This is a genomic window from Eleftheria terrae, assembly GCF_030419005.1.
Lineage (GTDB): Bacteria > Pseudomonadota > Gammaproteobacteria > Burkholderiales > Burkholderiaceae_C > Caldimonas > Caldimonas terrae.
In genome coordinates, this window is record NZ_CP106951.1 from 2735383 (window position 1) to 2748515 (window position 13133).

A 13133-nucleotide genomic window follows, 5' to 3' on the forward strand; every position below is an offset into this window, starting at 1 on the left:
CAGAAGGGGCTGGCAGGGGGATGGCGGGTGGAAGCAGGACGGCAGAAGGTGGGCAGCCACCTCAGGCCCGGCGGCGCAGCGGCCGCACGGCCAGCAGCGCGCCCAGGCCGGCCAGCATCTGCAGCAGGGCGGCGGGCTCGGGCACCGGGGTGCTGAAGCTGAAGTCGTCCATCACGAAGCTGCCGTGCTCGGGACTGGCCACCACCACCGCATCGACCAGGCCCGCATAGCCGCTGGCCAGGAAGGCGGGCGTTGCGCCCGGGTCCAGGGTGGTGGAGCGGGCCACCAGCACGCCCTGCGCATAGAGCTGGAAGCTGACGGTGGCGCCCGACAGGCCGGCGAACCAGGCGCCTTCGAAGCTGGCCGGCTGGCGGAACCGGATGACGCTGCCGCCGTCCTCGCCGCCCCAGGCCGTGTGCAGCCGGCCACTGCCGGAGTGAGCGGTGTACGGAGGCTGCAGGGCCGAGAAGGCCGACCACCCGGATGCCGACCAGTCCAGGCCGCCGTAGTCCGCCGGCAGCGGACCGTCGCTGCCAAGGTCGTCGAAATGGAGCACGGTCGGCGCGGCGACGGCGGCGCAGGGCAGTGCCAGGGCCAGTGCTACAGCGCCCAGCCAGGCGGGAAGGGACAAGGGCATCGCATCCTCCAGAAGGGTCACGAGAGAGCAGCAGGGGGCGGCGCAGCGCGCCTGCGGCCCGCCGCATGCACAGGGGCGGACCGCCGCGCGGCCGCCTTCGGCCGTGAGAAGCAATCCAGCGGCCGGAGGTTAGCGAGGGCAGATGACAGCTTGGCGTCGGCAGGCGACCGCAGGAGACGTGATGGCGACCGACACGCGGCACTGCGGCCCTGCCGCCCTGCCCGTCGCAACCAGGGGCTGCCGCAGGAGGTGCAGGCGGATGGCAGGGTGGTGCCGGCGGGCTGCGGTGAGGTGAGGTGCGTTGAGGGGCAGTGAGGCGAGAAGCCGATCGAGGCGTCAGGTCGGTCCCAGCGTCGCCTCCCTCCGGCCTTCAGCTCAGGACGAGCCGTCCGGTGTCAGCCGACTGGCGTGGCGCGCCTGCCATGCCTGCAGCTCGGCCAGGTAGCGCTGGCGGGCCGCTTCGTAGAGATCGAAGATGCAGGGCTCGCAGCCCTGCCCGCAGCACTCGTCCAGCGCCGGCTCACGGGGCGGCACGGGCTGGGGGTCGTCGGGCAGATCGGCCGGCTTCATCACCACAGCATCGCACGGCAGCAGGTCCTGCCGTGCCGGCTTCATGCCGCCGGCTCGAACAGCAGTTGCAGGACCGGGGCCTCGGCGCCGAACACCGAGGTGCCGTGCTCGACGCGGATCTGCTCCTGCGCATCCGCGCCCACCGTGTCGCCGTGCTGGATGACGGGGCCGTGCACCAGCAGGTACTCGGCCAGCTCCTGCAGCCGCTGGCGCAGCTCGGCCACCGGTTCGGGCGCGGCCTGCGCCTCGATCTCCATCAGCCCCAGCGCGCCCAGCCCGCGGGTGTAGCCGCAGCTGAGCCCCTCGGCGGTCTGCCCGATGCGGAAATGCACCCACAGAGGCACCGGCGGCATGTGGGGCGCCACCTGCACTGCGAAGTCGCGAAACAGCGCAGGGGGCAACACCAGTCCAGCCGCCGTCCAGTAGACCCCGCTGACCTCGGGGCACCGGGCGATCAGCGAGGCGATCACCTGCGTCAGCCGCTGCGCCAGCGTGAGCGGCGCGGCCTCGCCCGTCACGACTGCGATCAGGTGCATCGCATGGGACCGCAGGGCCGAGGCGGCCTGGGGCCACAGCACGCTGGTCTGGCACGGCTCGTCGAGATCGCTCCAGGGCAGTGGCGCCGGCATGAGCGCGATGGCCAGGTCGGCATCGTCGAGCCGCAGCGACAGCACCGGTTCATCCTGGTCGCTCGCCTCACCCGCCTGCAGTCCCGTCCAGTCGCTGGCCAGCGCCTGCGCCACCGCAGCGGCAGACAGGCGCACCGGGGCGCTCAACGTGAGCATTGCCATGCAAAGAGCCATAGGAGATTCGCTTCTTCGAGGAAGGGGAGGCTCGGTCGCCCAGGGGCGCCAGCCATGCCCCGGGCGCAGGCACGGCAGGCAGGCCGCGGCCGGCCCGGTCTGCGGCGCCGGGGGTGCCGTGGTCGGAAGGCGCGAGGATACGGGAGGCAGCCCCGCGGTCCTATCCCTCGAAGACGGGAGGCGCGTGCCCGGCGCGGCAGCGGCCAGCCAGGCGCGCCCTGTCCGTGGCCGGCTGGCCGCCGGCCGGCGGCGGACGCAGCCTGCCGCGAAGCTCACTTGACCGTGATCTTGCCCACGCCCGCCTTGGCGCGCACCGAGGCCTTCACTGCGGAGGCCGGCAGCAGTTGCACCCGGTACGGCACCGTCCAGCCGACCGCGCTGCTGAAGTTGCAGTTGCCGGCCAGGTTGAGGGCCGCGCCGTTGAGCAGGGAGCCGGCATCGCTGATGGCGCCGGTCTTGCTGGAAGAGCCAGGGTTCTTCACCACGTGGGCGCAGGAGCTGGCGCCGTCGATGTCGTAGGCGTTGTTCTGCGAGATGATCTTCGCCTTGTACCCCACGCCCACGCTGTAGCCGTGCGCATAAGCGGCATGCGAGCGGCTGCCTTCGTGGTAGTTGTTGTAGAGGTGCACCTTGCCGAAGCGCACCCGCGGCGCCCGCTCGGCGACATTCAGGAAATGGTTGTCGTGGAAGGTCACGGTCAGGTGCCCATCGTCGCCGCCGGCGCTGTCGGAGGAGCCGATCAGGTTGTTCTTCGCATGCAGCTCGAACACCGTGTGCGAGATGGTGACGTAGTCGCTGCCGTTCTTCACGTCGAGCGCGCCGTCATGGCACTGCTTGGTCTTGCCGTGCTCCACCGGCAGGCGGTCGTCGGTCAGCGGTGCGTCGGTGAACACGTTGTGGTCCAGCCAGACGTGGCGGGAGCCGTCGACCACCAGGCCGTCGTACTCGGAGTTCCAGTTGCCGCTGGAGCCGTCGTTCGGGTCCCACTGGGGCGCGATGTCGCAGGGGTTGACGATGCGCAGGTTGCGCACGATGACGTTCTCGACGCCCTTCACCACGATGCGGCCGTTGACCACCTCTGCATCCCCGCCCACGCCGATCAGCGTGGTGTTGCTGGGCAGCTTGATGGCGTTGCGCGCCGCCTGGTCGGAGGCGCTCTTGAACGGCCCGCCGTTGTCGGCCGACGCCATGTCGATGGTGCCGTAGACCTTGATGATCTTGGCCTGGTCGCCCTGCGCTTGCAGGGCCGCCAGCAGCTGTGACGGCGAACTGACCTTGTAGATCGCGTTCGACGCTGCCGCACGGCCGCCGGTGGTGCCACCAGCCTGCCCGGCCCAGCCGGTCGCCGGCGCGGCCTCGGTGCTGGCGTCAGCGCCGGGCGCTGGCGCGGGAGCCGGCGTCGGGGCGGGCGTTGGGGCGGGTGTCGGCGCGGGCCCCGGCGCCGGGGCGGGGCCGATCGCGCATTTCTTGGTCTTGCCGGGATAGGGGTCGGTGCCGAACGTCGACACGTCGCAGGCCACGCTGCCCTTCAGGCCCTGCACCACCACCCACTTGTCTTTGATGCCGAACGACACCTGCCGCGGCGCGGCACCGACCTCGCAGCGCTCGCCCTCGTCAGCGCACTTCGAGAAGCTGGCGGGCCAGTCGCGTGCATGGGCGGCCGTCGCGCCGAGCAGCGCCGCTGCCATGAAAACTTGGGTCTTGTTGAATTTCACGGGCTCTCCTTGGTTGGCTCCCGGCACTTGCCGGAGACGCCATCGAGCGCGCCGCGGCGCCTTGCCGCCGACCTTCCTGCATGCGAGAAACCCGGAACCCCGTCGGCCCGGCATCGCTGCGATGACAGGGCGATTGGATCATGTGGAACGTCATTTCAATATATAAACATGAGTGTTTTACATCAGTTGCACAACCAGCTGATCAAGCATCCCGGCCCGCAGGGCGGACGCGCCGTCGCCCCCATCAACGGGACATGGCGCGCCCGCACTCAGCCGCAGGCCGCGGCCGTCGGCAAGGCCCGCGACCGGGCGCTCAAGGGGCCGAGCGCACGCGGCTGTCGAGCCGGCCGAAGTCGATACGCGCCACGGCGGGCCTGAGCACCGGCGGCACGCCGAGCGCATCACCCAGCTTGTCCACCGCCGACGGCGTCAGGTAGAGGCCGGTCGCCTGCAGCTCCCGCCACGGTGGCGTGCCGGGGCGCTCGGAGGTCGAGCGCAGCGTGTACAGCGGCTCATTCGGGCTGGTGCTGCCGTTGACGTTGAGGTCGCCCACCAGCGAGCGGCCCGGGACGTTGACCTTGAACCGGAACAGCGTGACCACCGTGCTGCCCCGGGTCAGCGTGACGCCGGCCGCGGGGTCGGTGATCACCGAGCTCACCGCGCCGCCGGTGATGGCGCCGTCGGTGACCGGGAAGGAAAAGGCCTGGCCCGGGGTGACGGTGCCGGCGGTGCCGGCAGCCGTCACCTGCACGCCGATCAGGGACAAGGTGCTCAGCGCCTCGTTGGAGAAGGTCAGGACGGACTGGCCGACGAGCTGGGCCTGTGCCGGTGCCGCGGCGGCCGCCAGGGCCAGTGCGGCCCCCGACAGCAGGACACGCAGGCGGGGCTTCATCTGGGTCTTCATCATGCTGTGATCCTCAGGGCAGAAGGGACAGGGGGCGCACGGTGCGCCGGCGGACGGCGAAACAGGTGCCCCCGCACCCTGCCCGCCACGGCGTCCCTGCTGGCCTGAATGACACAGCCATCGGATCCGCTGCATGAGGGCCGCCGGCGCGCGCCTAGGTTCGGACGGCGCAAGCGGCAGGGCAATGACGGCGGCGGCCGGACCGGCGCACGTGCCGACGCGGCGAGCATCGCTGCAGCGCAGCATCACCGCCCGGCCGCACCGGCACTGGGCCGGCGGCTGTCGCGGGCCTGCGCATCGTGCGTTACAGCAGGCGCAGCTGCTTGAGCCGGCGGTACAAGGTCCGCTCGCTCATCCCGAGGTGCAGGGCCAGTGCCTTGCGGGTGCCGCGGAAGCCGACGGCCTCGCGCGCCAGGGCCTGGTCGTCCAACTCGGCGCGGCCAGCCGCGCCGGGCGGGCTCATCGACCGCGCCTGGGCGCTGCGGCCGAGGTCGGCCGGCAGGTGCTCGGCGCGGATCAGGCCGTCGTCGGCGAACAGGCGGGCACGGTCGAGCACATTGCGCAACTCGCGCACGTTGCCGGGCCAGGAATGGGCCGCCAGCCGTTCGAGCGCTCCGGGCTGGAGGCTGCAGCGGCGGCCCTTGGCATCGGGCCGCTGCAGGAAGGACTGCGCCAGCAGCGGGATGTCCTCGGGCCGCTCGCGCAAGGGCGGCAGGCGGATCGGGAAGGCGTTGATGCGGTAGTACAGGTCCTGCCTGAACTCGCCTCGCTCGACCATTGCCTGCAGCGGCTTGTGGGTCGCCGCCACCAGCCGGAAATCGGCCGTCTGGGTCTCGACGCTGCCGACACGTCGGTAGGTGCGCGACTCGATCAGCCGCAACAGCTTGACCTGCATCGACAGCGGCACGTCGCCCATCTCGTCGAGGAAGAGGGTGCCGCCCTGGGCCGTCTCGACCAGCCCCGGCTTGCGCAGCTGGGCCCCGGTGAAGGCGCCCTTCTCATAGCCGAACAGCTCGCTCTCGAACAAGGTTTCCGTCAACCCCGAGCAGTCCACCACCACGAAAGGCCCGCAGGCCCGGTCGCTGGCTTCGTGCACGGCGCGCGCAAACAGCTCCTTGCCGGTGCCCGACTCGCCAAGCAGCAGCACCGGCAGCATCGACGGAGCCACCCGCTGCAGCTCTGCCAGCGCGGCGTTGAAGGCCGGCGCGCGCCCCACCAGCCCGGCCGCGCTGGGCCGGGCCGAAGCACTGCGCACGGTGGTGAGCCGCTCGACATAGGCCACCACCTGCTGCCGGGCGTCCAGGATGGGCCGCAGCTCGACGTCCACATGCTCGGGCCCGCGCGGCGTGTGGTGGATGTGCAGCACCCGGTCGGGCGCCTTCGATTCCAGCGCCTTCTTCATCGGGCAGTGCTCGCCGGCCTGGTCGCAAGGCCGGTCGTAATGGTGCGAGATGCGGTAGCACTTGTGCCCCAGGTGGGGCCGGTCGGCGGTACCGAAGTGGCGCTGGTAGGCGGTGTTGGCCGCCAGGATGTTGTAGTGCGGGTCCAGCACGATCATCGGCTGCGCCTCGTGCTCCAGGTAGGACACCAGGGCTTCGACTTCGGGCGGCGGCGCGGCGGCGGCCGCAGCGCCGGATGGCGTGCCGGCATGCAGGCCATGCAGGGGCAGGTCGCGAGGCAGGTCGGTCATGACAGGGTGCGCGTCAGGGCTGCCGATGGACATCATGGCAGTCCGCCAATGCTGCCATGGCAGAGCCGGCTGGCAGTGTGGCAGTGCAACCGGCTGCCGCCGGGGGCCGGATCTGCCCGGCTGACAAGGACTTGCGTCGGTCGCAGGGTGCAGCGCAGCGAGGCACGCGACTTGATATGAGACAAGCCTGCCAGTACTTCGGGCCCTCCACCCGCCCTTGCCATGAGCCAGCCCCCTGCCCCGCAGCCGGTGGTCGAAGGATTCTTCGATCCGGCCACCAGCACGATGAGCTACCTCGTGCTCGACAGCGCCACCCGCCGCTGTGCCCTGATCGACAGCGTGCTCGACTTCGACCCGAAGTCCGGCCGCACCGCCACCACGAGTGCCGACCGGCTGGTCGAGCGTGTGCACGCGCTCGAGGCACAGGTGGAGTGGATCCTGGAGACCCATGTGCATGCCGACCACCTGTCGGCCGCCCCCTATCTGCGGCGGCGGCTCGGCGGGCGCTTTGGCATCGGCCGGGAGATCACCACCGTGCAGCAGGTCTTCGGCAAGCTGTTCAATGCCGGCATCGACTTCGCGCGCGATGGCCGGCAGTTCGACCACCTCTTCGCCGACGGCGAGGCGTTTCGCATCGGCTCGCTGCCGGCCGTGGCGCTGCACACCCCGGGGCACACGCCGGCCTGCATGACCTATGTCGTCGGCCAGCCGCCCGGGTCGGTCGCCTTCGTCGGCGACATGCTGTTCATGCCGGACTACGGCACCGCCCGCTGCGACTTCCCGGGCGGCGATGCGCGCACGCTGTACCGCTCCATCCGGCGCGTGCTCAGCCTGCCGCCGGAGACCCGGCTCTACACCTGCCACGACTATCAGCCCGGTGGCCGCGAGCTGCGCTTCACCTGCACGGTCGCGGAGCAGCGAGCCCACAACGTCCATGTGCACGACGGCGTGGAGGAGGCCGACTTCGTTGCGGTGCGCACCAGCCGCGATGCCACGCTGGCCATGCCGGCCCTGCTGCTGCCGGCCGTGCAGGTGAACATGCGCGCCGGCCAGCTGCCCGAGCCGGAGGACAACGGCGTGCGCTACCTCAAGATTCCGCTGGACGCGCTGTAGACCCGGCCGGCCCCGCCCCCTTCAGAAGACCAGGAGACAGACCCCATGAGCATGCAGCCTTCCTCCCACGCCCCCTCGCCCTCCGTGCACCACGAGGTGCTCATCGTCGGCGGCGGCGCCGCGGGCATCGCCACCGCGGCGAGCCTCCTGGCGCGCGCGCCGGGGCTGGACATCGCCATCGTCGAGCCGGCCGAGAGCCACTGCTACCAGCCCGGCTGGACGCTGGTGGGCGCCGGCGTCTTCGATGCCGCGCAGACGGTGCGGCCGATGGCCACCGTGATGCCGCGCGGCGTCACCTGGATCCGTGCGGCGGCAACGGCCTTCGAGCCGCAGGACAACGCGGTGCAGCTGGACGACGGCCGCCGCATCGGCTACCGGCAGCTGGTGGTCTGCCCCGGGCTCACGCTGGACTGGCAGGCGGTGCCGGGGCTGCAGGAGTCGCTGGGCCAGCATGGCGTGACGTCCAACTACCGCCGCGACCTGGCGCCCTACACCTGGGAGCTGGTGCGGCGCTGGCGTGGCGGCAAGGCCGTGTTCACACAGCCGGCCCTGCCCATCAAGTGCGCCGGCGCACCGCAGAAGGCCATGTACCTGTCGTGCGACAGCTGGCGCCGTGCCGGCACCCTGGCCGCCAGCGAGGTGCGCTTCTGCAATGCCGGCGGGGCCCTGTTCGGCGTGGCGCACTACATCCCGGCCCTGATGGCGTATGTCGAGGCCTATGGCATCCAGCTGGACTTCGGCCATACCCTGCTGTCCATCGACGGGCCGGCCCGGCAGGCCACCTTTGCGCGCGCCTCGGCCGACGGCAGCCGCGAGACCTACACCACCGGGTTCGACATGATCCACGTGGTGCCGCCGCAGGTGCCCCCCGACGTGGTGCGACGCGGCCCGCTGGCCGATGCCGCCGGCTGGCTCGACCTCGACCCTGCCACGCTGCGGCACAAGCAGCATGCCAATGTGTTCGGCCTCGGCGATGCCGGCAACACGCCCAATGCGAAGACCGCCGCCGCCGCGCGCAAGCAGGCGCCGGTCGTTGCACACAACCTGCTGGTGGCCCTCGGCAAGGCCAGCGGCCAGGCCACCTACAACGGCTATGGCTCCTGCCCGCTGACGGTGGAGCGCGGCAAGATCGTGCTGGCCGAGTTCCTGTACGGCGGCAAGCTCGCACCGACCTTCCCCGACTGGCTGACGGGCGGCGGGCGCCCCTCGCGGCTCGCCTGGCTGCTGAAGAAGGACCTGCTGCCGCCGGTCTACTGGCAAGCCATGCTCAAGGGCCGGGAGTGGCTCGCCCGCCCGCCGGTGCAAGGCTGAGGCGGCAGTGGACGATCGAGCCGTGCTGGGGGCCGGCCTGGGCGCGCTGGTCGGCCTGATCATGGCACTCACCGGCGCGGGCGGCGGCATCCTCGCCGTGCCACTGCTGGTGTTCGGCCTGCACCTGACGGTGGCCCAGGCGGCGCCCGCCGGCCTGCTCGCCGTCGGCGCCGCGGCCGCGCTCGGCGCGCTGCTGGGCTTGCGCGAAGGCATCGTGCGCTACCGCGCCGCGGCACTGGTCGGCGGTGTCGGCATGGCGCTGGCGCCGTTGGGCGTCTGGCTGGCGCAGCGCCTGCCCAATGCGCCGCTGACCATTGCCTTCGCCGGCGTGCTGGCCGGCACGGCGTGGCGGATGTTCCACCGCGCTTCGGCCAGCGCCGCGGGCCGGCCGAGCCCGCCACGACCGGCGCCGCCGCCTTGCGTGCTCGACCCTGGCTGCGGCCGCCTGCGCTGGACCCGCCCCTGCGCCTGGACGCTGGCCCTCACCGGGGCGGTGTCCGGCGCGCTCAGCGGGCTGCTGGGAGTGGGTGGCGGATTTGTCGTCGTGCCCGCCCTCACCCGCTATACCGACCTGCCGGCCCGCAGCATCCTGGCCACCTCGCTGGCCGTCATCGCGCTGGTGTCGGCCGGTGGGCTGGGCGCGGCCATGCTGCATGGGGCGGTGGCCTGGCCCATCGCCGCACCCTTTGCGGCCGGCGCGATGCTGGCCCTGCTGGCCGGCCGCCTGCTGGCAGCCCGGCTGGCCGGCGCGCGGCTGCAACAGGCCTTTGCGCTGGTGAGCGCGGTGGTGGCCCTGCTGTTGCTGGCACGCGGCCTGGGCGTCATCGGCGCCTGAGGGCGGCGCGGCGCGGCCCCACCGGCGCGGCCTCAGCGGTCGGCCTGCAGGCAGGCACCGGGAGCAGGAACCTCAGGGGTTACGCCACCGCCGGGGCGCTCGAGCCAGACGCTGAGCGCGGCCACGCCCAGGCCCAGCAGCGTCACCAGCGCGGCCACCCAGGTCACCGCCGCCAGCCCGGACCCCTGGTCGATCACGCGGCCGCCCAGCCAGGCGCCAAGGGCATTGCCGAGGTTGAAGGCCGCGATGTTCAGGCTGGACGCCAGGTGCTGCCCGGCCCCCTCGGCCTTCTGCAGCACCCGCATCTGCAGCGGCGACACGGTGGCGAAGGCCGCCGCACCCAGCAAGCCGGTGAACACCACCGCCGCCACTGGACGGTGGACCGCCCAGCCCATGCCCAGCAGCACCAGTGCCAGCACCAGCAGGGAGGCCAGCAGCGCCGCCACCGGCCAGCGGTCGGCCAGTCGCCCGCCGACCAGGTTGCCCGCGATCATGCCGACACCGAACACCAGCAGGATGCCCGACACGGCCGCCTCGCTGAAGCCGCTGACGCGGGTGAGCAGCGGCTGGATGTAGGTGAACACGGCGAACAGGCCTGCAAAGCCCACCACGGTGGCCAGCAGGCCCAGCAGCACCTGCGGCCGCGCCAGCACCTTCACTTCGTCAGCCAGCGACAGGCCGGCCGGGCGGTCTTGCCGGTCGGCCGGCACCAGCCACAGGATCACAGCCGTGGCCAGCACGCCGATCGCGCTCACTGCCCAGAAGGTGGACCGCCAGCCGAAGTGCAGCCCCAGCCAGGCGCCCGCCGGCACGCCGAGCAGCGTCGCCACCGTCAGGCCAGTGAACATGATCGAGATGGCCGAGGCCTTGCGATCGGGTGCCACCAGGCCGGTGGCCACCACCGCACCGAGGCCGAAGAAGGTGCCGTGCGCCAGCGAGGTGAGGACACGCGCCACCATCAGGGTGGCGTAGTCCGGCGCCAGTGCGCAGGCCAGGTTGCCCAGGGTGAAGACCACCATCAGGGCCGTCAGCGCCGTCTTGCGCGGCAGCCGGCCGGTGGCCGCCGTCAGCAGCGGCGCACCGACGAAAACACCCATGGCGTAGCCCGAGATCAGCAGGCCGGCCGCCGCGATGCCGACCTGCAGGTCGGCCGCCACCTGCAGCAGCAGCCCCATGATGACGAACTCGGTGGTGCCAATGCCGAAGGCACCGATGGTCAGCGCGTACAAGGCGGCGGGCAGTCGCGTGCCGGCAGGGCGGGAGGTCTGCATCGAATCGCTCCATCAGGAAGGAAGGGAAGCGGCAGCGTAAGCCTGGCGATTCCCTCCGAAAAGCCGCATCATCGGCAATCAGTTTCAATGAATTGTTGAGAATCGTGGACCACCTTGGCGATATCAGCCTGTTCCTGCGCGTGCTCGACCTGGGCTCCATCACCGCGGCGGCCCACAGCCTCGACCTCTCGGTGGCGGTGGCCAGCCAGCGGCTGAAGCGGCTGGAGCAAGGCCTGGGCGTGCGGCTGCTGCACCGCACCACCCGCCAGCTGCAGCCCACCCCCGAAGGCCGCGCCCTGGCCGAGCAGGGCCGGGTGCTGGTGGAAGACCTGGAGGCGCTGACCGCCGGCCTGCGCCGCGTCGGCAGCGGCGTGGCCGGCGTGCTGCGGGTGACCATGCCGGCCACCTTCGGCCACCTCTACATCTCGCCGCTGCTGCCCGAGTTCCTGGCACTGCATCCGGACCTGAAGGTGACGGTGGACCTCAACGACCAGACGCTCGACCTGGTCAGCGAGGGCTTCGATCTCGCCATTCGCATCGGCACCCTGCACGACTCGGCGCTGGTGGCGCGCAAGCTGGCCGACAACCGGCGGGTGCTGTGCGCCTCGCCCGACTACCTGCGCCGCCGCGGCCTGCCCCGCACGCCGGCCGAGCTGCTGCAGCACGACTGCCTGGTGCTGGCCGGCCGGCAGGGCCGGCGCGACCTCTGGCGGCTGAAGAACCGCAAGGGCGAGGAGACCGCGCTGCGTGTGACCGGCCGGCTCGAGTGCAACCAGGGCGAGCTGTTGCGCGACGCGGCGCTCGCCGGCCTGGGCATCGCGATGCACTCCACCTGGCATGTCTGCGACGACTTGCGCCAGGGCCGCCTGCAGGTGGTGCTGCCGCAGCATCGCATCGAGGACAGCGGCATCCATGCCGTGATGCCGCAGCGCCGCCTGGTGCCACCCCGGGTGCGGGCCTTCGTCGATTTCCTGGCGCAGCGGCTGGGTGGAGTCCCGCCCTGGGAGCGCCTTGCCGGCGAGCCGGCAAGCAGTCGCCAGAAGGCCCTGCGGCGACGCTGACGCAGCGCCGCGCGAAGGCCCGCGCGACCCGCAGCATGCGGCCCCGCCCGGGCCCGGTCACGTGGGCTCTCCACCCATGCCACGGCTGCCACAAGCGACAAAGACCGGCAGTACACCCCCTCACCGCGAACCCGCCCTGTCAACTTCGCTTGGCGAAATGTGAATCAGGTAAGAGATGTGAGCCAGCCGCCCTCGAAGCTGGACTGAAGCAAATACCTGTCATTCAATGCGGCCCATCGAGCCGTGCTCCCGCCTTCAGGCACCTCCGGGTGTCCGCCGCTTCCCGATGCGGCCGGCGTGCTGTCCTGCACGGTGATCCCAACCCGCTTTCTGACTCGACGCATGAAACATCGCGCGCTGATATTCGCGTCCGCGGGCGCACTGGCGCTTGGCGGCCTGTTGACCTGGTCCCTGCGTGGCGACGGCACGACCGTGGCCGGCGGCCAGCCGCCCGCCGCCGCGGGCGGCACCTCCGCGCCCGGCGCTGCGGCGGTCTCGCTGGCCGCGGCCAGCGCCGCCCAGCCGGCCGGCGCACTGCCGCCAGCCGGCACCCCCGCGGTGCCCGGCGCGAAGGTGGACCCTGCCAAGGTGCTCGTCGGCAACAACACCGAGTACCCGACCCTCGCCACCCGCCTCACCGAGATGGCGGCCCGCCGCGACGGCAACAGCATCGACCCTGCCGAGGCACTGGCCGCGATGCAGCAGCCGGCCGCCTGGCAGGACGATCCCTCGGTGGCGGCCCAGCTGCCGTTGTCGAACGAGGAGCGCACCGACGGCCGCAGCTTCATGCGCTTCAATCCGCTGAAGCTGGAGACGCTGATGCCCGGCGACACGCTCGACATTCCCATCAAGCAGGCCAACGCCACCTACCGCATGGTGGTCGAAAGCGTCGAGTCGCACGGCGACGGCAGCGTGACCTGGACCGGCAAGCTGCGCGACTTCCCGCAGCAGAACCAGGTCACGCTGACCCAGGCGCTCGGCGGGGGCGACCGCAAGGGGCTGACCCATGGCGGGGTCACCACCCCGGACGAAAGCTATGTGCTGCAGGTCTACGACAACGTGGGCTGGATGGCCACCAGTGCCTCGCTCTTCAAGATCCGCGGCGACGAACACGACCTGCGCGGCGGCCGCCACCCGATGGGGCCCAACCACAACCCCGCCACCGATCCCCCGGTATTGCGCTGAAGGCCCTCGGCGGGCCATCGGCCTCTTTCCGCGGCCGT

At 71.8% G+C, this 13133-nt stretch carries 11 protein-coding genes and 1 pseudogene; 5 read left to right on the plus strand and 7 right to left on the minus strand.

Annotated features, from left to right (window positions below; all coding sequences use genetic code 11):
* Window positions 1-61: 61 nt before the first annotated feature.
* The 6 genes from N7L95_RS11995 to N7L95_RS12020 all read right to left on the minus strand — a co-directional run bounded on the left by N7L95_RS11995 (window position 62) and on the right by N7L95_RS12020 (window position 6187).
* Complete coding sequence (locus N7L95_RS11995) at window positions 62-637, minus strand: hypothetical protein (RefSeq protein ID WP_301255495.1); 576 nt, start codon at window positions 635-637, stop codon at window positions 62-64.
* A gap of 375 nt (window positions 638-1012) precedes the next feature.
* Window positions 1013-1252 carry an oxidoreductase-like domain-containing protein gene (locus N7L95_RS12000; protein ID WP_435870014.1) on the minus strand — a complete coding sequence of 80 codons (240 nt, stop codon included), beginning with the start codon at window positions 1250-1252 and terminating at the stop codon, window positions 1013-1015.
* Entirely contained in the window at window positions 1249-1998 is a 750-nt protein-coding gene (locus N7L95_RS12005) for a DUF4261 domain-containing protein (RefSeq protein ID WP_301255496.1), read from the minus strand. The genes N7L95_RS12000 and N7L95_RS12005 overlap by 4 nt, the downstream gene beginning before the upstream one ends.
* A gap of 284 nt (window positions 1999-2282) precedes the next feature.
* A complete protein-coding gene (locus N7L95_RS12010; RefSeq protein ID WP_301255497.1) occupies window positions 2283-3725 on the minus strand; it encodes a pectate lyase family protein in 1443 nt (480 codons plus the stop codon).
* Window positions 3726-4038: 313 nt separating this feature from the next.
* A complete protein-coding gene (locus N7L95_RS12015) occupies window positions 4039-4632 on the minus strand; it encodes a hypothetical protein (protein WP_301255498.1) in 594 nt (197 codons plus the stop codon).
* 301 nt (window positions 4633-4933) lie between these two features.
* A complete protein-coding gene (locus tag N7L95_RS12020) occupies window positions 4934-6187 on the minus strand; it encodes a sigma-54 interaction domain-containing protein (protein ID WP_301260135.1) in 1254 nt (417 codons plus the stop codon).
* Between the two features lie 354 nt (window positions 6188-6541).
* Here N7L95_RS12020 and N7L95_RS12025 point away from each other — a divergent pair, with 354 nt between their 5' ends.
* The 3 genes and pseudogenes from N7L95_RS12025 (at window position 6542) to N7L95_RS12035 (ending at window position 9578) form a co-directional block, all read left to right on the plus strand.
* A complete protein-coding gene (locus tag N7L95_RS12025; RefSeq protein WP_301255499.1) occupies window positions 6542-7432 on the plus strand; it encodes an MBL fold metallo-hydrolase in 891 nt (296 codons plus the stop codon).
* A gap of 75 nt (window positions 7433-7507) precedes the next feature.
* A pseudogene (locus N7L95_RS12030) lies at window positions 7508-8743 on the plus strand (NAD(P)/FAD-dependent oxidoreductase); the annotation flags it as partial.
* Between the two features lie 61 nt (window positions 8744-8804).
* Window positions 8805-9578, plus strand: coding sequence for a sulfite exporter TauE/SafE family protein (locus N7L95_RS12035; RefSeq protein WP_301260136.1), 774 nt, complete (start codon window positions 8805-8807; stop codon window positions 9576-9578).
* A gap of 32 nt (window positions 9579-9610) precedes the next feature.
* Here the strand turns inward: N7L95_RS12035 and N7L95_RS12040 are convergent, their stop codons facing one another.
* Window positions 9611-10849, minus strand: coding sequence for an MFS transporter (locus N7L95_RS12040; protein WP_301255501.1), 1239 nt, complete (start codon window positions 10847-10849; stop codon window positions 9611-9613).
* 104 nt (window positions 10850-10953) lie between these two features.
* Between N7L95_RS12040 and N7L95_RS12045 the strand changes: the two genes are divergently transcribed.
* Together N7L95_RS12045 and N7L95_RS12050 are read left to right on the plus strand one after the other, a co-directional pair.
* Window positions 10954-11910 carry a LysR family transcriptional regulator gene (locus tag N7L95_RS12045; RefSeq protein WP_301260137.1) on the plus strand — a complete coding sequence of 319 codons (957 nt, stop codon included), beginning with the start codon at window positions 10954-10956 and terminating at the stop codon, window positions 11908-11910.
* 342 nt (window positions 11911-12252) lie between these two features.
* Window positions 12253-13095, plus strand: coding sequence for a protease inhibitor BamI-like protein (locus N7L95_RS12050; protein ID WP_301255502.1), 843 nt, complete (start codon window positions 12253-12255; stop codon window positions 13093-13095).
* Window positions 13096-13133: the final 38 nt, after the last annotated feature.